Below are 18,373 nucleotides of genomic sequence, written 5' to 3' on the forward strand. Positions count from 1 at the left end.
CCCGGTGGGCCGTGGGGTGTCCCCGGCCTCGGCCGCGCCCTGCTGCTGGGCCGCGCTGTCCTCGCCGACGACCGCGGGCAGTGCGGCGGGCGAGCCCGGGGCGCCCTGCTGAGCGGCGGTGCGCGGGTCGGCCGTACGGGGATCGGCCGTATGCGGGTCGGCCTTACGGAGGTTGGGTGGGGGCGTACCGCCCTGTGTGCCGTTACCCAGGGTGCCGTTGCCCTGCGTACCGCCGCCGCTGGTGTCGCCTGGTGTGCCGCCGGGGGCCGCGCCGTGCCGGGCGCGCCGTCCGGTCGGGGTCTGGCCGGTGGCGTTGCCGCCCGCGGTGCCCGCACCCGTATCCGTACCCGCGTCGGTGCCTGTACCCGTGCCCGTGCCGGAGGTGCCCTGTCCCTGCGTACCGTCGCCCTGCCCGGCGGTGTCGCCGTTCGCGCGCTCCTGCCCGGCCGCGGCCGCCGCCGAGATCGGCACCTCCAGGACGTAGGCGTGTCCGCCCATGCCCGGCATCTCATGGGTCTGGAGCACGCCCCCGTGCCGGCGCACGATCCCGCGCACGATCGGTTCGTGCACCGGGTCGCCGCCCGCGTACGGTCCGCGGACCTCGATCCGTACGACATCGCCGCGCTGTGCCGCCGCGACCACGATCGTCGAGTCGCTGGCCGAGCTGCCCGCTGCGGTGTTGCCGGTGGAGTCGACCCCGGCCACGTCCGCGATCAGATGGGCGAGCGCCTGGGCGAGCCGCTCCGGGTCCACCTCGGCGTCGATGGGGGGCGCGTGCACCGCGAACTGCGCGCGCCCCGGCCCGATCAGCTCGACGGCGCCCTCCACACTGGCCGATACGACCTCGTCCATCGAGACCGTACGGCGGGCCAGCTCCTCGCTGTGCGCGTCGAGCCGCTGATAGCTCAGCACGTTGTCGACGAGCGTGGTCATCCGGGTGTAGCCGGCGGCGAGGTGGTGCAGGATCTGGTTGGCCTCGGGCCACAGTTGCCCGGCCGGGTCGTCGGCGAGCACACCGAGCTCGCCGCGCAGTTGCAGCAGCGGTCCGCGCAGCGACTGGTCCAGCACGGCGAGCAACTGGCTGTTCCGGGCGGTGACGGACTCGAGCTGGGCCGAGTACCGCGCACGCTCCTCGGCGAGCTGCGTCCGCAGCTCCTCCACGGTCTTCGTGTGCTGGGCGGTGAGGTTCTCCAGCTCCTCGGCGTGTCGGGTGGTGAGGCTCTCCACCTTCTCCGTGTGCTCGGTGGTGAGGCGCTCGACCTCCTCCGTGTGCTGGGTGGTGAGGCTCTCCACCTCCTCGGCGTGCTTGGCCGCCATGGTCTTCTCGGCACGCCGGTCGGTGAAGGTCATCACCGCGCCCACGAGTTGCTCGCCGTCGCGGACGGGCGCGGTGGTCAGATCGACCGGAACATCGCTGCCGTCCTTCGCCCACAGCACCTGGCCGCGCACCCGGTGCTTGCGGCCGGAGCGCAGGGAGTCGGCGAGGGGCGATTCCTCGTACGGGAAGGGGGAACCGTCCGGGCGCGAGTGGTGTACAAGAGAGTGAAGCTCCTGACCGCCCATGTCGCTGGCCCGGTAGCCGAGGATCTGCGCGGCGGACGGGTTGACGAGGACCACCTTGCCCTCGGTGTCCACGCCGACCACGCCCTCCGCCGCCGCGCGCAGGATCATCTCTGTCTGGCGCTGCTGACGGGCGAGTTCGGCCTCGGTGTCGAGCGTCCCGGTCAGGTCGCGCACGATGAGCATCAGCAGCTCATCGCCGGTGTAGCTGTACTGATCGGCGTAAGGAGTCCGCCCGTCCTCCAGATTCGCGCTGGTCACCTCGACGGGAATCTGCGCCCCGTCGGTGCGCCGGGCCATCATCCGGGTCGGCTTGATGCCGTCCCGCTGTGCCGACTCGGGGAGCCGCATCGACCCGGGAATGCGATTGGGATCGAAGGAGGGGAGCAGATCGAGCAGACCACGGCCGACCAGGGCGGTGCCCGGAGCCTCGAAGGACTCCAGCGCGATGTGGTTGGCGTTGACGATCGTGCCGTTGCAGTTGACGAGCAACAGCGCGTCCGGGAGCGCGTCGAGTATCGCTGCGAGGCGAGCAGCGCCTCGGGATGGCCTGCTGCTCACGACGACGCTTCCTCCCTGACTACTGCATCTTGCTGACACTCGCGGTCATTCTGCCGTCCCGTCTGCGGAGTGTCTCTAGGGGAGTCTACGGCCACCGAAGCCGGACGTGACGGCGGATGAGAGGGAGGTCGCAGCACGACGTACGCGTCTCGACGCACGCCCGGACAAACTTCTCCGTGCTCTCCTCCTCTCACTCCCGTCCCAATCCGCAGGTCAGCTCCCAGGCGTGCGCAAAACGACGGAGAACCGATTCCATCGGGCGATTTCACACCCGTTGGTGCGGTTGAACCACGCGTTGACGGGACGCCCCGCCCAGTGACCCGTCACCCGAGCCGTGGCCGGCCCGCCGTACTGCCCGGTGCACATGGCATCCGGCGACACCGGCGCGAACGGATCCCGGCCCCACACGGTCTGCGAGTCCAACTGCGCACACGCGGCCCGGGCCCGGGGGTGCGTACCGCTGGTCGGGTGGCAGCCCAGCACAAAGGTCGAGGCATCGTCGGGGTCACCGCTCTGGCTGACGGTGATCACGAGCCGGTCGGAGCTCTCCCCGTCGAACGGCAGGGGCAGCGGCAGCGGCGTGGCCCCGGCGGGGGCCAGCGCGCCGACCGTGGCGGCGGTCGTCAGAGCGGCGGTGACGACGAGGCGGTGCAGCGGGGGCATCGGGGGCATCGGGGCACTCCTGGAGTGATCAGACGGGGGCGCGCTGCCCCTGCCCCGTCTAACGCGCCGCCGCCGCGCGCGTTGCGCCGCCATAAGGGCTGCGCTCGGCCGGAGGGGATGAGGGGCCTGGGAGCTAGGGGCTGGGGGGCTGCGCCCCGCCGCGCACGCTCTGCCGTAAGGACCGCGCCCCGACCACGCCCCGACCGCGCCCCGACCGCGCTCCGGCATTGGGGCTGCTCCGGGGCGTTAGGGCTTTGCGATGGGCCCCGCCTGCCGAGTACCGTAGTCCGCGATTGGTGACATCCCGCAGGGCTGTGACATCATCTGCACACACCACATCGCGCTCGCGCGAGCGAAACCGGTGTGCTGGAGGCTTCGCCTAGTCTGGTCTATGGCGCCGCACTGCTAATGCGGTTTGGGCCCTAAAGCCCATCGAGGGTTCAAATCCCTCAGCCTCCGCTCTCTGATCAGGGAGCCCGTGCCCATGGCGCGGGCTCCCTGAGTCGTTTCCGCGGGACGCCGCGAATGATCACCGAAGCGGCCCGGCCCGACGATGCCCGCCCACGCTCCCCTTACTACGGCGCCGGCGACTGCGCCCCAGGGCAACAGCCGCCCCGCAACGCTGCCAATCCCGGACTCCGACGGAAGCGACGCAGGGCAACCACCCGGTATCCCTCCGTGAAGCTGACCGCCACCCTCTAAGCACCTGGCGACGTGAAGGCCGGCTTCCCGATGTCCCGCGACGGCCGCTTCGGCAGCCCCCAAAAATGGAGTTTTCGCAGGTCAGAGGGGGTGTGGGAAACGGATTTCGCCTGACGGCAGAGGTCATGTAATGTTGTCCCCGCAACGCCGACCGGCAAGAAAAACCGCCGGGAAGCCAAGCGCTCGTAGCTTAACGGATAGAGCACTTGACTACGGATCAAGAGGTTGCAGGTTCGAATCCTGCCGAGCGCGCCCCAGCCCAGAGGCCCCTTCCGATCATCGGGAGGGGCCTCTTGCGTATGCGGTGACATCAGTTCTGACACCAACCACCCGGGCATTGTCGTGTCAGATCCTCGACAGGAGGAGCCGCAGGCCAAGGGTCACGATGCCCGCTCCGGCTGTGTCGGCGTCACCCGTGACGGTGGTGGCCGTGCTGGCGGCTGTGGCCATGGTGGTGGTGAGCGTGGCAGTCGGAGAGCTGGAAGGAGGCGAGACGGGTGTTCCAGTTTCCGGTGCCATCGGCCGGTTGGTACTGGTTGGTGTACCAGAACGTACAATCGTCCACCGGGTCGATCGCCATGGAGGTGTAGTCACCCCAGCGGTTGCTCCCAGTCTGGGAGCCTGCGCCGGTCCACACGGTGGTTTCGTGGAACGTCATCAGGTTCGGCGGGTCGTGTGCCAGGCGTCCGGTGACTCGGATCGAGGGATGGGTCCGGGAAGACGACTGCGAGTATCCCAGGGCGATGTCGCCGTTCTTGTCCATGGCCGCGGAGCCCATCCACCGGTCCGTGGGGTCCGGAGCGTAGGTGCTCTGCTGGCGGACGACCGGTCGGCCGTGGCGCAACCGCAGTTCGTACCAGCGCACGCCCACGCCGCCACGGGCATCGACCGCGTGGTTGACGACCAGGGACTGGTGGTCGCCGAAGTTGCGGTAGGCGAACCGGTACATAGGAGAGTAGGAGAGCGAATCCAGTTTCTGGGTGGTGCCGGCCTGGGGGACGCAGCGAGTGGGATCGGTACTCTCGCAGGCCCGGGTGTAGGGGGCCACCTTCAGCTCCTGCGGGCCCGAGAGGGTGGTGCGGGCCTGGTCTGTCCAGTCGACGTGGAACCGCCAGTACTGCAGCCTGTCGTCGGTGGGGCCGAGGTTGATCAGCAGGTTGGGCTCGCCTCGCGGGGGTGGGGTCGTGCCGTCGAGGTCCGAGCCGATCGGGATGGTCGATGCCGGGAGGGTGTAGCACTGCTGGGCGGCGTCGGCTCCGCGCAGCATCCTGTGCCGGTCCCAGGCGCACGCCTCGAAGAGCGACCCGGCGGCGGTGGCGACCACGTAGTAGGCGTCCGGCCACACCGCGAACTTCGGGTGGTCGGGGAGAGTCTGATACCCGAAGGTGTAGCGGTAGTACTCGCCGGTGGCGTCCGCGGTGCGGGAAACGCCCACGCACAGTCGATTCGTGTTGGTTACGGGGTCGCTGGCGAACTGGTTGAGGATCCAGCGGTGGGCCAGGGAGTCCCAGCGGACTTCGGGGTCCCCGAGGAAGTCGTTCTGAGCGTTCTCGCACGGTCCGCCGAACCCGCTGAACAGGGTTTGGGTCGTCAGCGGCCCCAGCAGCGTGGTACCGGACTTGGAGTACACCGCGAGTTTGAAGTTGGTGATCTCTACGACCTGGCGGGAGCCCACCGAGGCGTTGGGATCAGGAGGGGTGCCCCCGCCTTCCCGGATGCCCTCGAAATTGACGCCCAGCCGGATCCGACCCCGGCTGCCGTTGCGGTTCTGCACCACCCCGTCGGGACCGGCGGTGGCCTTGGCGGAGGGTGGCTGCGGCCCCTTTCTGGGGAGCATGGGGTCGGAAGCGCGCCGGAGCTGTCTGGATCTTCGCGACAGCTCACGCAACGGTGGCGAGGTGTCATGGTGCACCGCGGGGCCGGAGTCAGGGGACCGAGTAGCCTGCGCGTGGTCGACCGTCTTGGGCGCCGCTCTGGCGGCGGGCACGGCGGACCACGCAGGGGAGGCCAGCAACGCCGCTCCCACTGAGGCGACGGCAACGATCGAACGCAAGGCACGGGATACGTGCATCAAACCTCCGAACGGGTCGGTGAGCCGACCCGTTCGGCCGCCTGGTGACGGCGGTAATCGAGACAAACCCCACGCGTGTGCGGGGGCTGTCGCGACCTCCCCGCACCCCCGCGCGCCGGGGGCAGGTTTCGAGGCCACAATATGAGGGCGGGTGACTCATGTGATTGTTTGGGAAACCTAGTTATCCACCTCGTCCGCTCACCGCTGGGGTGACGGGTGTCGTGTCGGGTGCGGTTCAGCCGTATGGCGCTGCCTACATGACGGGCATTCGAGCTCACCGCTGCCCTCACTGTGGTGGGTGCGAGGAGCGAGGAAACGAGACCGGTCAGGAGTGGGTCTCGTCTGGCGCAACCATCGGTTGCAGGTGGGCGATGCCTGCGGTTCGGAGGTGACGGCAACCTTGACGGCAACGACGGCACACACAAGCCGCCGAAAGCCACCCCGGCCGATCGTCGCGGCGGAGAGTGGAGCCCCAGCCCACTGCTGTGCCCGAACCTACGGATCAAGAGGTTGCAGGTTCGAATCCTGCCGAGCGCGCACCAGCCCAGAGGCCCCTTCCGATCATCGGAAGGGGCCTCTTGCGTATGCGATGACAGCAACGGTGACGGCAACCGCCGGGTGACGCTCAGGGCAGGGCAGGGCCGGTGAGTCGGCCGCTGGGCGATCACTCTTCTGGTGCGGTGGGGCGGAACAGCGCCAGGAGGCCGCCAAGCAGAGTGAACGCGAGAAGGAAGCGACGGCACCAGCGTCAACCAGGCGAATGTGGCCAGAGCCCCTTCGATGAACTCTGCGCCGATGCCTCCGTCCGGGTTGGCGCGTTGCGCTTCCGACTCCCACTGCTCGGCGGATTCCCACGCCCAGTACGTCGCATGGGCGGCGGACCGAGTACTACGACGACCCCGAGGCGCCCGAGCCGAACAGCTTGGTGGTCGCCGCGTCCGCCGTTGTCACCGACGGGGAAGGCCGCATCCTTCTCCAGCGCCGCCGGGACAACGACCTCTGCGCGCTCCCCGGCGGCGGCATGGAGATGGCCGACTCCTTGCCGGGGACGGCGGTACGCGAGGTCAAGGGCGAGGGCCGTCCACACTGGTAGTCCTGCCGAGTGTGTAGTTCAGAGGCCCCCTTCCAGGTGCGGGAGAGAGCCTCTGGTGTTGCTGCGTGGCTGGTCCATGGTTGATGTTTTCCCAGCTCAGTGGGCGTGGCGTTGACCGGCGCAAGCGAGCTGTTACGCGTCGCCGGGTTCCATTAGGCATCTGTTAGTTGAACGCCAACGCGGTCTTCGAAGCTGGTTGTCGTCCGGGAGCGAGACAAGACAACGCAGTAATGGGAGACACGATGAGCACCACCACCAACCGCTTCCGCGGCCGGGCCGGCCGCCGCATCGCCGCCACCATCGTCGCCGCCGCGGCGCTGGGTCTGGGGGCCACGGCCTGTGGGCCTGACTCCGATGCTGCGGACTCCGGCGGCTCCTCGGCCTCTTCGACCGCGTCCCCCTCGCAGCAAGCCTCGAGCCAGCCCACCGGCGGCTCCTCCTCGGGCAACTCCGGCTCGCAGGGCCAGAACGGGGGCGGTTCCGCCGACGCGGGTAAGAGCCTCACGATCGTCGGCACGATGGAGTACCTCGCGCCCGGCAAGCTGATCGTCAAGCCCGAGGACGGCGGCACGGACCAGGCGTTCCTGGTCGCCAACGCCACGAACATCCGCGGCGCGGCCGCGATCTGCACCGCCCCCGACGGGAGCGTGGCCATCGGTGACGACGGCTACGGCACCGCGAAGTGCACCGTGGACGAGCTGGAGAAGGCTGCGAAGACCAACAGCGTGACCGTCCGCGTCACCATGGACCGCAAGTCCGGTGGTGCCGATGTGGTCGAGGAGAAGTACCACCCGTAAGTCGTCGCCTTGGGCGTGAGCGCCCTTGCTCTGTGGCGCAGCAGCTAAGAGGCCCCTTCCAGACATGGATGGGGCTTCTTGCGTTGCCCGGTGGCGGTGGTCGTCCCTTGTGGCGCCTGGCGGGTTAGTTCTTGCGGCGGCGCCGTTGTCCATAGGGGCCGCGGCGATCGTGTGCGCGCCACTCCTCCTCATGGATGTCGCGGTCTTCGTTGCCCGCGGTGCTTCCAGGAGTCGGGATTGTCTCCCCGGCGTCGATCTTGGCCTGCGTTGAGGCGAGTTGGCGGTCGGAGCGCTCGTCGTCCGAATGCTTGCGCTCAGGTAGCGGTCCCGGGGACGGCGGTGTGTGCGCTATTTGCCTGGTCTTGTGGCGCTGCGGCTCAGGGGTGGTGTTCCCTGCCTCCGCGCCGTTCTGATGCGACCGTGACGTATTGCTCATGAGCAGGCCCCCGCCTCACTGAAATCCCCTGACAGTGTGTATGGATCATTCCCTGGAAGGGGTGCGAGGAAACGGAATTCAGCACGTGGGGCAGAGGGGTTTATGGAGGAGCAAAAGAAAGGCCCTCAAGAGCTGAGGGACGCTCTTTCGGGCATGGCTGAAAAGACGTCGCCAATGAGGTCGGAAATCGGACCTGGGCGACGTCGTTTGGGTGACCTACGGGTCGATAAGTGTTTGTGTGGGAGCCAGATCGCCGTTGCTGCGACTGAGTACTTCAGTTGGCCAGGGAGCCCCGGCTTGGGCCATCTCGGTAGTGATGGCCCAACGCTCGTGGTCCCTCCACTCGCCGTTGGTGAACTGGAAGGCTGGTGAGTAGCCCTCGCGCTGGAAGTCCAGGCGCTTGACGAGGTTCAGTGAGGAGGTGTTGTCAGGCTGGATGTTCGCCTCCAGCCTGTGCGGTGTGGTGATTGCCATCCCGGGATCCTATGCAGCCTGCTCGTGGACCCCGGAGGCGGGAATTACCGCGAGAACTCACTGGTGCTGGACCGGCGGGCAGTAGCCGGTGTCCGAGCCGATGCTGTTGATCGTGGCGTTGTCCCTGGGGTCGTCTCCGTAGTCGATCTGGTTGGTGCAGCGCATGCCGGGCTTCCTGGGGGTGCCGGACGGGGTGCCGCCCTTTTGCGGCTCCGGGCAGTAGCCGGTGTCCGAGCCGATGCTGTTGATCGTGGCGTTGTCCCTGGGGTCGTCTCCGTAGTCGATCTGGTTGGTGCAGCGCATACCGGGCTTCCTGGGGATACCCGACGGGGTGGCCTTGGCGGAGTCCTGGTCCGAGCCCTGGCTGGGCTTGGCCGCGGAGGTGGGGGATTGCGTGGCGCTCGAGGAGGGGGATGAGGACGAGGAGTTGGTGTCGCCGTCCTGGCAGGCGGTGAGCCCGAAGGCGGCGATGGTGATCAGCATGGCGGCGGCGGCCTTGCGGGCGTGGCGGACAGCGGTGCGGTGCGACATTTTTGTTCCCGTTCGCTCGACGTGGTGTTTCGGCTTCGTGAGAACAAGACTGCCGGGCACCGCTGATGATCCGTCGCTGTACGGCTAACGCCCCGCTAACGTCCTGGGCGGGGCCGTCGGGCCGTCGAGCCGTCGGTTGGGTGACGTCGCCAATCGGCGCCATCACTCCTGCTGTGCTGCGCCGTGGTGAGGCCAGGGAGTGACGACCACCTGGTCCGGGTCCTCGTAGATGATCTTTCCTGGGTTCGATGATTCGATCCGCTCGCAGGCGACGTCATGCAGGGCGAGGATCTTCAGGTAGCCGTCCACCCGGGCGATCAGTTCCAGGGAGGTGGCTTTGAACCATGCCACGGCTCCTGGGTTGAGTTCGGGGTCGTAGACCGAGGGATCGACGTCGGAGGGGTTGGCGTAGTTGGCGTTGAACCAGTCGTTGCCCGCCCGCCAGAATCGATGTTCCTCGTCACTCAGCCGGCCTGTCCGCGCGAGGCCGTTGGCCAGTGCGAAGACACCGGGGAAGTGGCCTCGCGGGCTTCGGACGGTCCCCTGGAACCTCACGTATGACGCGTCGCTCATGGCCGCATCTGCTGGGGCAGGGTGAGGATTTCGGCTCCGTCGTCGGTGATGGCGATCGTGTGCTCGCTGTGCGCCGTGCGGCAGCCTGTCGCGCTGCGGAGGGTCCAGCCGTCGGCATCGGTGACGAGTTGGGCGGTGTCCGCCATGACCCACGGCTCCAGTGCCAGCATCAGCCCGGGGCGCAGCTTGTAACCGCGGCCGGGCCGCCCGGTGTTCGAGACGTGCGGGTCCTGGTGCATCGTCGATCCGATGCCATGGCCTCCGAACTCGGTGTTGATGGGGTAACCCGCCTCGCTGAGGACCGTGCCGATGGCATGGGAGATGTCGCCGATGCGCGCCCCGGGTCCGGCGGCGGCGATCCCCGCGGCCAGTGCGCGTTCGGTCGCGTCGATCATGGCGACGCTCTCCGGGGGCTTCGTGTCGCCCACGATGAAGCTGATGGCGGCGTCCGCGGCGACTCCGGCCTTGGAGACGGCGAGGTCGAGTGTCAGCAGGTCGCCGTCGGCAAGCGTGTAATCGGACGGCCGCCCGTGCAGCACGGCGTCGTTGACGGCCGTGCAGATGTAGTGGCCGAACGGGCCGCGTCCGAAGGACGGCTCGTAGTCGACATAGCAGGACAGCGCCCCCGCCTCGACGATCATGGCCTTGGCCCACCGGTCGATGTCCAGGAGGTTTGTGCCGACCGTGCTACGGCCCTTCAGCGTGTGCAGGATGTCGGCGACCAGAGCGCCTGTGTCCTTTGCTCGGGTCAGTTCGGTGGGGCTCAGGATCTCGATCATGCGGCGTCCTTCTCATGCACTCATGCAACCAATAACTATACCGGGCTTACTATACCGGTATTAGAATCGGGGTCATGGTCAGGTTGCCGCTCACTCCCGCAGAGGTCGAGCGCGGGCAGCGCCTCGGCGCCCTTCTCCGTCGGGCCAGGGGGGAGCGCTCGATGCTCGATACCGCGCTGGACGCAGGTGTCTCACCGGAGACCCTTCGCAAGATCGAGTCCGGTCGGGTGGCCACCCCTGCCTTCCCGACCATCGCGGCGATCGCCGATGTCCTCGGTCTTTCGCTCGATGAGGTGTGGGCCGAGATCAACCAGCCTGACGGTGAGGTCGAGCCCGCGGGGGCGGGCCGCACCGCGCGCGAGCGGTTGGCCTCCTGAGGCTCGGGCTCCTCCTGCGGCTCGGGCCTCTCCTGCGGCTGGGCCCCTCCTGAGGCTCGGGCCCGCAGCGCCGTTGCGCCGGCCGGCTCTCTCAGCGCGTGCCGGCCCAACGCTGGATGGCAACGCGGCGCATCAACGTCGGCTGACGTTCGCCTTCGATGTGCTGGCCGGTGGATTGAGCGGCGGCGGATCGCCCGGCGCCGGGTGACGGACATCCGGTGGCGGGCGCCGGGTGGCGGGCGCCGGGCGCCAGGTGACGGACGGCGGGTGGCGGGCGCCGGAGCCGTCTCGGTCGTGGTCGAGGTGCTTCGCCGAGTCGGTGTGGGGAGGGTGGATTTCCCTTAGCGGGGAGAACGACGTAGAGTTACGTTCACCGACGCGGGGTGGAGCAGCTCGGTAGCTCGCTGGGCTCATAACCCAGAGGTCGCAGGTTCAAATCCTGTCCCCGCTACTCAGGTACCGAGGGCCCGGCACTTTCCAGTGCCGGGCCCTCGGTCGTTCGGCCAGCCACCCGGCTGCCGTCAGTGCTTGACCTTCCAGCTCACCGGCCGCTTGGTGTCGTCGCCTGTGCTGTACGTCACCACCGACGGCCGTATGCCGTTCGGCACCAGGAACACCTTGCACAAGGAGACCTTCGCCCCCACCGCGAAGTCGTCCGGGTCCCTGCCCGGGCATGCCGCCACCTCGGTGTCGCCGGTGATGAGCGGCTGGTCGTCCACACCGCTTGTGTCCTCAAGCCCGGTGGGGGTGTTGAGGAAGGGGTAGTGGAGGGAGCTCTCGCCGACATTCTCGAAGGTCATGGTGACGTAGTACGGCTGGGTCGTCCGTACGTCGGACGGTTCCGCGCCCGCCTTCTTCAGCTCCGCATGGGTGCCCTTGCGCACGCTCATCGCCGTGACCCGCAGAGCGCCCCGTAGATGGTCCGAGCCGCTCTTGTAGGTGATCGACGTGGGCTCGCCGAGCCGGAGGGTCTTGCCGCCGTCGCCGTCGGTCGCCAGGTCGGCGCGGGTCGCGGACTGCCGTCGGCCGGAGCCGGACGCGGCGGTGTCGTCCTCACAGCCGGCGATGGCGAGGCCGAGGAGGGCGATGCCGAGGGCGCAAGCGAGAGCGGACCGGGATCGGGTGGTGGTGGTGCGGGGCGGGCGGTTGGGCATGGATGGTCCCCCGTGGCTGGTCGTGGTCGGTGACGACGTCGGGCGGGCGGCTGGCCTCAGGCGGTGGTCTCAGGCGGTTGCCTCAGGTCGGTCCCAGGTGGATACGCCGGTGCCGGGGCGTCAGTTCACCGTGTCGGTTCCCCTTGTGGTGATCTTGTCACCGCGATCATCATGGGCGTGACAAAACCACTGGTTGAGACTGTGATCAACTCGCGGCGGCCCTGAGACGAGGCTGTGGCACGGACGCCCGGGGCAACTACCGTGGCCCGTATGAACGATCCCGCCGTGGTGTCGGTACAGAGGTTCTGGCAGCAGCTCGGGCTGCCCGGACTCATCGATGTGCACACCCACTTCATGCCGCAGCGCGTACTGGACAAGGTCTGGGCCTACTTCGACGCCGTCGAGCCCCGCTGGCACATCACCTACCGCGAGGAGGAGGACGAACGCCTCGCGACGCTACGGGCGTTCGGGGTGCGGGCCTTCACCTCGATGCTCTACCCCCACAAGCCGGACATGGCGCGCTGGCTGAACGACTGGTCGGCCGGGTTCGCCGCCCGTACGCCCGACTGTCTGCACACCGCGACCTTCTTCCCCGAGCCGGGCGTCGAGGGGTACGTGCGCGCCGCGCTCGAGAGCGGGGCGCGGGTGTTCAAGGCCCATGTGCAGGTGGGGGCGTACGACCCGGGCGATGCGCTGCTCGACCCGGTGTGGGGCACGCTCGCCGAGAGCGGGACGCCCATCGTCATCCACTGCGGATCGGGGCCCGATCCGGGCAAGTACACCGGACCGGAGCCGGTGGGGCGGGTGCTGGCCCGTCATCCTCGGCTGCGCCTGATCATCGCGCATATGGGGCTGCCGGAGTACGCGGACTTCCTGACGCTGGCGGAGCGGTACGAAGGGGTGCATCTGGACACCACGATGGCCTTCACCGACTTCACCGAGAGCCAGTGGCCGTTTCCACGGGCGGAGCGGGGAAGGCTGGCCGCCCTGGGGGACCGGGTGCTGTTCGGGAGCGACTTCCCCAACATCCCGTACGGATACCCGCATGCGCTGGAGGCGCTGACGCGGATCGGCCAGGAGGAGGAGTGGCTGCGCGCGGTGTGTTACGGGAACGCGGCCCGGCTGTTCGGGATATGAGGCGCGCTTTTCCGGGATAGGAAACGGCCCGCCCGGCGCCATCTCGGCGCCGGGCGGCGGGGGGAGTGAAGGGCTGAGGGGGGGCTGAGGGGGGGCTGAGAGGTTGAGAGGGCTGAGGAGGGTGAAGAGCTCAGCCCTTGTCCAGCGGCAGTGCCTCGGCCAGCGTGCGCCACTGCGCGCGCGGGACGTCGGCCAACGGGCTCTCGGTCACCACCTGGATCGCGACATGGTCCGCGCCCGCGGCCAGGAACTCGTCGACGCGCGCCCGGATCACCTCCGCGTCACCCAGCGCGAACATGGCGGAGATGAGACGGTCGCTGCCGCCGTCCGCGAAGTCCGCGTCCTCGAAGCCCAGCCGCAGGAAGTTGTTGGTGTAGTTGGGCAGTGCCAGATAGCGGGCGAGGTAGCCGCGGGCCGTGGCGCGGGCGCGGTCCGGATCCGTGTCGAGGACGACCTTCAGCTCCGGCGCGAGCACGGAATCCTTGCCCAGGATGTCGCGGGCCTCGGCGGTGTGCTCCGGGGTGACGAGATACGGATGCGCGCCGGTCGCACGGTCGCGGGACAGCTCCAGCATCTTGGGGCCCAGGGCGGCCAGGACCCGCTGGGTGGCGGGGACGGGGGCCGGGGCGGAGTCCAGCGCGGTGAGGTATTCCTTCATCGCCGTGTACGGACGCCGGTAGCGCTCACCGGCGATCGCGCTGTGGCTCACGCCGAGGCCGAGGAGGAAGCGGCCGTCGTGGGCCGCGTTGAGCGCGGTGTGCCGCTCGGCCACATAGGCCGCCTCGTGGTCCCAGATGCTCAGGATTCCGGTCGCGATGGTGATCCGGGGGGTGGCGCCCAGCAGGACACCGGCCTGATCCGGGCTGGGGCTGCCACCGAGCCAGATGGCGCCGTACCCCAGCTCGTCCAGTTCGGCCGCCACCTCGCTGACCTGCTCTGATGGTAGGGAATCCGTCTTGAGGGCCGCGGTCCAGACGCCGATCTTGCCAAGTGCGGGACGAGAACTCATGCAGGGGGAAGCCGGAGAGTCCTTCCGCTTATTCCGTGGGCCCGTTATTCCGCGGGCCCACGCCGTTGCGCCGTGGCCCCGGATGTTCCTCGTCCCCCGCCGTTGCGCCGCGTCCCCACGGGTGTTCCGTGCCCCCACGGGTGTTCCGTGCCCCCAGGGTGTTCCGTGCCCCAGGGTGTTCCGTGTCGCCACAGGATTCTCAGGTAATTCACAGCCAGCCGAAAGCGACCTCTCAGGACCCGCCCGGAGGGTGGGGCCCATGATGCCGACCTCGCCCCATGGGCGTACCGAGCTGCTGCGCCCCGACGGGAGCCCCCTCCGGGTGCTGGCCGTGGACGACGAGTCGGCGCTCGCCGATCTGCTGTCGATGGCACTGCGCTACGAGGGCTGGGAGGTGCGCACCGCGGGCGACGGCGTGGAGGCGATCCGGATCACCCGTGAGCTGCGCCCGGACGCGGTGGTCCTGGACGTCATGCTGCCCGATATGGACGGGCTCACGGTGCTGGGGCGGCTCCGCCGCGAACTGCCCGATATCCCCGTGCTGTTCCTGACCGCGCGGGACGCGGTGGAGGACCGGATCGCGGGGCTGACGGCGGGCGGCGACGACTACGTCACCAAGCCGTTCAGCCTCGAGGAGGTCGTCGCCCGGCTGCGAGGTCTGCTGCGCAGGTCGGGGGCGGCGGCCGCGCGCAGCGAGTCGGTGCTGGCCGTCGGCGATCTGATCCTGGACGAGGACAGCCATGAGGTGTCGCGCGGGGGCCGGGAGATCCATCTCACCGCGACCGAGTTCGAGCTGCTGCGCTATCTCATGCGCAATCCGCGCCGGGTGCTCAGCAAGGCGCAGATCCTCGACCGGGTCTGGAGCTATGACTTCGGCGGTCAGGCCAACGTCGTCGAGCTCTACATCTCGTATCTGCGGCGCAAGATCGACGCGGGGCGCAGCCCGATGATCCACACCCGGCGCGGCGCCGGGTATCTGATCAAGCCCGGGGAGTAGACGCCGTGGCGCACCCCCCGATCGGGCCGTTCCCCGCCCCCGACACGCCCCCGAGCGCGGGAGCGGCGCAGGGGGAGGCGCACGCCCGGCGCGCTCAGCGGGGCGGGCGCCGCCCCTGGTCCCTGCGCACCCGTCTGGTCGTCTCGGCCGTCACGCTGATCGCGGTGGTCTGCGCGGTGATCGGCACGGTCACGACCCTGGCCCTCCAGTCGTACCTCCAGGGCCAGGTGGACGGCGATCTGCGCGCATCCGTCGGGCGGTTTCTGAACAAGCCGGGCCCGGCGGGCGAACTCCCCCGGGAGGATGTGCTCTTCGTCGCCTCGCCCGGTCAGCCCATCGGCACGGTCGGGGCACGCTTCGGCCAGGACGGCGAGATCTCCACGTCCGGCAAGAGCAATGACTCACCCATGACGAACGACATCGACGTCGACAGCCGGGTGGACTCCCTGACCAGCGGACAGCGGAAGGCGCTCGCCGCCGTCCCCCTGGACGGGCAGGTGCACACCATCGGTCTGCCCGGCCTCGGCGGCTATCGGGCCGTGGCCCAGTGGGACCACCGGGAAGGCGGCATCATCCTCGCCTTCCCGCTCGACCAGACCCAGGAGACGGTCAACACCCTCATTCTCGTGGAGTTCTGTGTGGCCGCGGCCGGGCTCGTCGCGGCCGGGATCGCCGGGGCCGCGATGGTCGGCATCTCGCTGCGCCCGCTGCGCCGGGTGGCCGCGACCGCGACCCGGGTCTCCGAACTCCCCCTGCACAGCGGCGAGGTGGCGCTGCGCGAGCGCGTCCCGGCCGCGGAGGCCGATCCGCGCACCGAGGTCGGCCAGGTGGGCGCGGCGCTCAACCGCATGCTCGGCCATGTGGAGTCGGCGCTCGCGGTCCGCCAGGAGAGCGAGACGCGGGTGCGGCAGTTCGTCGCCGACGCCAGTCATGAGCTGCGTACGCCGCTCGCCTCGATCCGCGGCTACGCGGAGCTGACCCGGCGCGGCCGGGAGGAGATCGGGCCCGACACCCGGCATGCCCTCGGCCGGGTCGAGTCCGAGGCCGGGCGGATGACGGGGCTGGTCGAGGATCTGCTGCTGCTGGCCCGGCTCGACGCGGGCCGGCCCCTGGAATGCGCGGAGGTCGACCTCTCCCCGCTGGTCGTCGACGCCGTCAGCGACGCGCGGGCGGTCGGCTCCGACCACGAGTGGCGGCTGGAGCTGCCCGATGAACCCGCGGTCGTCCACGGTGACGACGCCCGGCTGCACCAGGTGCTGGTCAACCTGCTCGCCAACGCGCGTACGCACACCCCGGCCGGTACCACGGTCACGGCGCGGGTGCTGTGGGGCGGGCCGCAGGCGTCGCCGTACCCCTCGCCTTATCCGGCGCCTCACGGTCTGTCCTACGAGGTTTCCGGTGGGGTGTCCCCCGGGCCCCGTGGGCACCGTAAGGGCGGCGGCTCGCCGTACGCCCCGCCGTACGGATCGCCGTACGCCCCGGCGCACGGATCCCCATACGCCCCGCCGCACGGTTCGCCGTACGCGGCCGCCCGGGCCGCCGGGGCCTTCGGCCCGCCCCAGCCGCCCTCGTACTCGTACGTCTCGCTGGAGATCGAGGACGACGGTCCGGGCATCCCGCCCGAGCTGCTGCCGCATGTCTTCGAACGGTTCGCGCGCGGCGACGCCTCGCGCTCCCGCGGCGCGGGCAGTACGGGGCTCGGCCTGGCCATCGTGCACGCGGTCGTGGCCGCGCACGACGGGCAGGTGACGGTGGACAGCGTTCCCGGGCGCACCGTGTTCGGCGTCCACCTGCCGGTCCACCCGCCCGTCCACCGGGGCGTTCACCAAGCCGCTCACCAAGGCGTTCACCAAGGCGTTCACCAAGGCGTTCACCAAGGCGTTCACCAAGGCGTTCACCAAGGCGTTCACCAGGCCGTAACGGACTCACAGGCAGATCACAGGCTGACCACACAGCCGTGACAGCGCGGCTCGCGACTGTCGACCGCATGCGAACCGACACCCCTCTCGGGGCTCCGCCCGAGACACCCCCGCGAACCCTGCCCGTGCGCGGGCCGGTGATGGCCGAGCCCGGCCGTCCGGCGCTGGACGTCGTCATCCCCGTCTACAACGAGGAAGCGGACCTCGAGCGGTGTGTGCGACGGCTCCACGACCATCTGGCCCGCACCTTCCCGTACGGCTTCCGGATCACCATCGCCGACAACGCCAGCACGGACCGCACGCCCGAAGTCGCGGCCTATCTGGACGAGTCCATCGAGGAGGTGACGGCGGTACGGCTGGAGCAGAAGGGGCGCGGGCGGGCGCTGCGCACCGTGTGGTCGCTGTCCGAGGCGCCCGTGCTCGCCTATATGGACGTCGATCTGTCCACGGACCTCAAGGCGCTGCTGCCGCTGGTCGCCCCGCTGATCTCCGGTCACTCCGACCTGGCGATCGGATCGCGGCTGGCGCGCAGCTCACGCGTGGTGCGCGGGCCCAAGCGGGAGTTCATCTCGCGGGCGTACAACCTGATCCTGCGCGGCAGCCTGGCCACCCGCTTCTCGGACGCCCAGTGCGGTTTCAAGGCGATCCGTAAGGACGTCGCGGAGCGGCTGCTGCCGCTGGTCGAGGACACCGGGTGGTTCTTCGACACCGAGATGCTGGTGCTCGCCGAGCGGGCCGGGCTGCGCATCCACGAGGTGCCGGTGGACTGGGTCGACGACCCCAACAGCACGGTCCACATCGTGAAGACGGCCACGGAGGACCTCAGAGGTGTGTGGCGGGTGGGGCGTGCGCTGGCCACCGGTGCGCTGCCGCTGGACCGGGTGCGCCGTCCGTTCGGCGACGATCCGCGCGACCGCGAGCTGAGCGGGGTGCCGAAGGGGCTGGCCCGCCAGTTGGTCGGGTTCTGTGTGGTCGGCGCGCTGAGCACGCTGGTCTATCTGCTGCTGTACTCCCTCTTCCGGCTGGGCACCGGCCCGCAGGTGGCCAACGCGCTGGCGCTGCTGCTGTCGGCGCTCGGCAACACCGCGGCCAACCGGAGGCTCACCTTCGGGGTGCGCGGCCGGGACCGCGCGATGCGCCACCAGGCGCAGGGGCTGGTCGTTTTCGGCATCGGCCTCGTGCTGACCAGCGGCTCCCTCGCCGCTCTGGACGCCGCCCCCGGCTCCGCCTCGCACGGCACCGAACTGGCCGTGCTGATCGCGGCGAACCTCGCCGCGACCGTTCTGCGCTTCCTGCTCTTCCGGGCCTGGGTCTTCCCGTCGGACAGCGGGGCCACCACCGACGACTTGAGGAACGACAACCGATGACGACGTACGACCACGGCACCCGGGACGTCGGACCGCCGCCCTCGCAGCCCCCGGCGGCCCCGCAGCCCCCGGCGGCCCCGCAGTCTCCACAGCCCCTGGCGGCCTCGGCGGCCACCGGCGCGATTCCGGCAGCCACCGATGCTGCCCCGGCGGCCACCGGCGCGACCCCGGCG

The 18,373-nt window shown here is 69.7% G+C and carries 14 protein-coding genes, 3 tRNA genes and 2 pseudogenes; 10 read left to right on the forward strand and 9 right to left on the reverse strand.

Annotated elements, in window-relative coordinates; all coding sequences use genetic code 11:
* The coding region (locus KN815_RS33260; RefSeq protein WP_253209393.1) for a PAS domain-containing protein at positions 1 to 2,121 on the reverse strand (2,121 nt) is incomplete at its 3' end.
* Positions 2,122 to 2,334: 213 nt separating this feature from the next.
* The gene (locus KN815_RS33265; RefSeq protein WP_372458547.1) at positions 2,335 to 2,793 is read right to left on the reverse strand and encodes an SSI family serine proteinase inhibitor; all 459 of its coding nucleotides are present in this window, start codon (positions 2,791 to 2,793) and stop codon (positions 2,335 to 2,337) included.
* A 359-nt stretch (positions 2,794 to 3,152) separates the two neighbouring features.
* On the opposite strand from KN815_RS33265, the gene KN815_RS33270 reads away from it, so the two are divergent.
* Positions 3,153 to 3,243 (forward strand) — tRNA-Ser (locus KN815_RS33270).
* A 422-nt stretch (positions 3,244 to 3,665) separates the two neighbouring features.
* Positions 3,666 to 3,738 (forward strand) — tRNA-Arg (locus KN815_RS33275).
* A 157-nt stretch (positions 3,739 to 3,895) separates the two neighbouring features.
* Here KN815_RS33275 and KN815_RS33280 read toward each other — a convergent pair.
* Positions 3,896 to 5,323, reverse strand: a complete 1,428-nt coding sequence (locus KN815_RS33280) for a hypothetical protein (protein ID WP_216345578.1) — start codon at positions 5,321 to 5,323, stop codon at positions 3,896 to 3,898.
* Between the two features lie 1,081 nt (positions 5,324 to 6,404).
* Between KN815_RS33280 and KN815_RS33285 the strand changes: the two are divergent.
* Positions 6,405 to 6,632: pseudogene (locus KN815_RS33285) on the forward strand (NUDIX domain-containing protein); the annotation flags it as partial.
* A gap of 260 nt (positions 6,633 to 6,892) precedes the next feature.
* Positions 6,893 to 7,447 (forward strand): hypothetical protein, encoded by a 555-nt coding sequence (locus KN815_RS33290; protein ID WP_216345579.1) that lies wholly within the window; start codon positions 6,893 to 6,895, stop codon positions 7,445 to 7,447.
* Positions 7,448 to 8,099: 652 nt separating this feature from the next.
* Here the strand turns inward: KN815_RS33290 and KN815_RS50920 are convergent.
* The 4 genes and pseudogenes from KN815_RS50920 to map form a co-directional block, all read right to left on the reverse strand.
* A pseudogene (locus KN815_RS50920) lies at positions 8,100 to 8,339 on the reverse strand (GNAT family N-acetyltransferase); the annotation flags it as partial.
* A gap of 75 nt (positions 8,340 to 8,414) precedes the next feature.
* Complete coding sequence (locus tag KN815_RS33300) at positions 8,415 to 8,888, reverse strand: hypothetical protein (protein WP_216345580.1); 474 nt, start codon at positions 8,886 to 8,888, stop codon at positions 8,415 to 8,417.
* A gap of 162 nt (positions 8,889 to 9,050) precedes the next feature.
* The gene (locus KN815_RS33305; RefSeq protein ID WP_216345581.1) at positions 9,051 to 9,461 is read right to left on the reverse strand and encodes a hypothetical protein; all 411 of its coding nucleotides are present in this window, start codon (positions 9,459 to 9,461) and stop codon (positions 9,051 to 9,053) included.
* Positions 9,458 to 10,240: a type I methionyl aminopeptidase gene (map, locus tag KN815_RS33310; RefSeq protein WP_216345582.1), complete on the reverse strand. Its 783-nt coding sequence runs from the start codon at positions 10,238 to 10,240 to the stop codon at positions 9,458 to 9,460. The genes KN815_RS33305 and map overlap by 4 nt, the downstream gene beginning before the upstream one ends.
* Positions 10,241 to 10,314: 74 nt before the next feature.
* Here map and KN815_RS33315 point away from each other — a divergent pair, with 74 nt between their 5' ends.
* Both KN815_RS33315 and KN815_RS33320 read left to right on the forward strand, forming a co-directional pair.
* Complete coding sequence (locus KN815_RS33315; RefSeq protein ID WP_216345583.1) at positions 10,315 to 10,617, forward strand: helix-turn-helix transcriptional regulator; 303 nt, start codon at positions 10,315 to 10,317, stop codon at positions 10,615 to 10,617.
* A gap of 377 nt (positions 10,618 to 10,994) precedes the next feature.
* Positions 10,995 to 11,068 (forward strand) — tRNA-Met (locus KN815_RS33320).
* Between the two features lie 70 nt (positions 11,069 to 11,138).
* On the opposite strand, the gene KN815_RS33325 is transcribed toward KN815_RS33320, so the two are convergent.
* On the reverse strand, positions 11,139 to 11,771 hold the full coding sequence (locus KN815_RS33325; protein ID WP_216345584.1) for a hypothetical protein: 633 nt from the start codon (positions 11,769 to 11,771) through the stop codon (positions 11,139 to 11,141).
* 270 nt (positions 11,772 to 12,041) lie between these two features.
* Here KN815_RS33325 and KN815_RS33330 point away from each other — a divergent pair, with 270 nt between their 5' ends.
* Positions 12,042 to 12,908, forward strand: coding sequence for an amidohydrolase family protein (locus KN815_RS33330; RefSeq protein WP_216345585.1), 867 nt, complete (start codon positions 12,042 to 12,044; stop codon positions 12,906 to 12,908).
* Positions 12,909 to 13,038: 130 nt separating this feature from the next.
* Here the strand turns inward: KN815_RS33330 and KN815_RS33335 are convergent, their stop codons facing one another.
* Entirely contained in the window at positions 13,039 to 13,917 is an 879-nt protein-coding gene (locus KN815_RS33335) for an LLM class F420-dependent oxidoreductase (RefSeq protein WP_216345586.1), read from the reverse strand.
* 259 nt (positions 13,918 to 14,176) lie between these two features.
* On the opposite strand from KN815_RS33335, the gene KN815_RS33340 reads away from it, so the two are divergent.
* The 3 genes from KN815_RS33340 to KN815_RS33355 all read left to right on the forward strand — a co-directional run bounded on the left by KN815_RS33340 (position 14,177) and on the right by KN815_RS33355 (position 18,200).
* The gene (locus KN815_RS33340; RefSeq protein WP_253209394.1) at positions 14,177 to 14,914 is read left to right on the forward strand and encodes a response regulator transcription factor; all 738 of its coding nucleotides are present in this window, start codon (positions 14,177 to 14,179) and stop codon (positions 14,912 to 14,914) included.
* 122 nt (positions 14,915 to 15,036) lie between these two features.
* On the forward strand, positions 15,037 to 16,875 hold the full coding sequence (locus KN815_RS33345) for a sensor histidine kinase (RefSeq protein ID WP_253209395.1): 1,839 nt from the start codon (positions 15,037 to 15,039) through the stop codon (positions 16,873 to 16,875).
* Positions 16,876 to 16,901: 26 nt separating this feature from the next.
* On the forward strand, positions 16,902 to 18,200 hold the full coding sequence (locus tag KN815_RS33355; RefSeq protein WP_216345587.1) for a bifunctional glycosyltransferase family 2/GtrA family protein: 1,299 nt from the start codon (positions 16,902 to 16,904) through the stop codon (positions 18,198 to 18,200).
* The last annotated feature ends 173 nt before the right edge of the window (positions 18,201 to 18,373 follow it).

This window comes from Streptomyces niphimycinicus, assembly GCF_018883605.1.
GTDB classification, from domain to species: Bacteria; Actinomycetota; Actinomycetes; order Streptomycetales; family Streptomycetaceae; genus Streptomyces; species Streptomyces niphimycinicus.

Coding starts and splice junctions, on each gene's coding strand:
- KN815_RS33265 (WP_372458547.1), bottom strand. CDS start 2,793: ATGCCCCCGATGCCCCCGCTGCACCGCCTCGTCGTCACCGCCGCTCTG.
- KN815_RS33290 (WP_216345579.1), top strand. CDS start 6,893: ATGAGCACCACCACCAACCGCTTCCGCGGCCGGGCCGGCCGCCGCATC.
- KN815_RS33325 (WP_216345584.1), bottom strand. CDS start 11,771: ATGCCCAACCGCCCGCCCCGCACCACCACCACCCGATCCCGGTCCGCT.
- KN815_RS33340 (WP_253209394.1), top strand. CDS start 14,177: ATGATGCCGACCTCGCCCCATGGGCGTACCGAGCTGCTGCGCCCCGAC.
- map (WP_216345582.1), bottom strand. CDS start 10,240: ATGATCGAGATCCTGAGCCCCACCGAACTGACCCGAGCAAAGGACACA.
- KN815_RS33330 (WP_216345585.1), top strand. CDS start 12,042: ATGAACGATCCCGCCGTGGTGTCGGTACAGAGGTTCTGGCAGCAGCTC.
- KN815_RS33355 (WP_216345587.1), top strand. CDS start 16,902: ATGCGAACCGACACCCCTCTCGGGGCTCCGCCCGAGACACCCCCGCGA.
- KN815_RS33280 (WP_216345578.1), bottom strand. CDS start 5,323: ATGCTCCCCAGAAAGGGGCCGCAGCCACCCTCCGCCAAGGCCACCGCC.
- KN815_RS33315 (WP_216345583.1), top strand. CDS start 10,315: ATGGTCAGGTTGCCGCTCACTCCCGCAGAGGTCGAGCGCGGGCAGCGC.
- KN815_RS33305 (WP_216345581.1), bottom strand. CDS start 9,461: ATGAGCGACGCGTCATACGTGAGGTTCCAGGGGACCGTCCGAAGCCCG.
- KN815_RS33300 (WP_216345580.1), bottom strand. CDS start 8,888: ATGTCGCACCGCACCGCTGTCCGCCACGCCCGCAAGGCCGCCGCCGCC.
- KN815_RS33335 (WP_216345586.1), bottom strand. CDS start 13,917: ATGAGTTCTCGTCCCGCACTTGGCAAGATCGGCGTCTGGACCGCGGCC.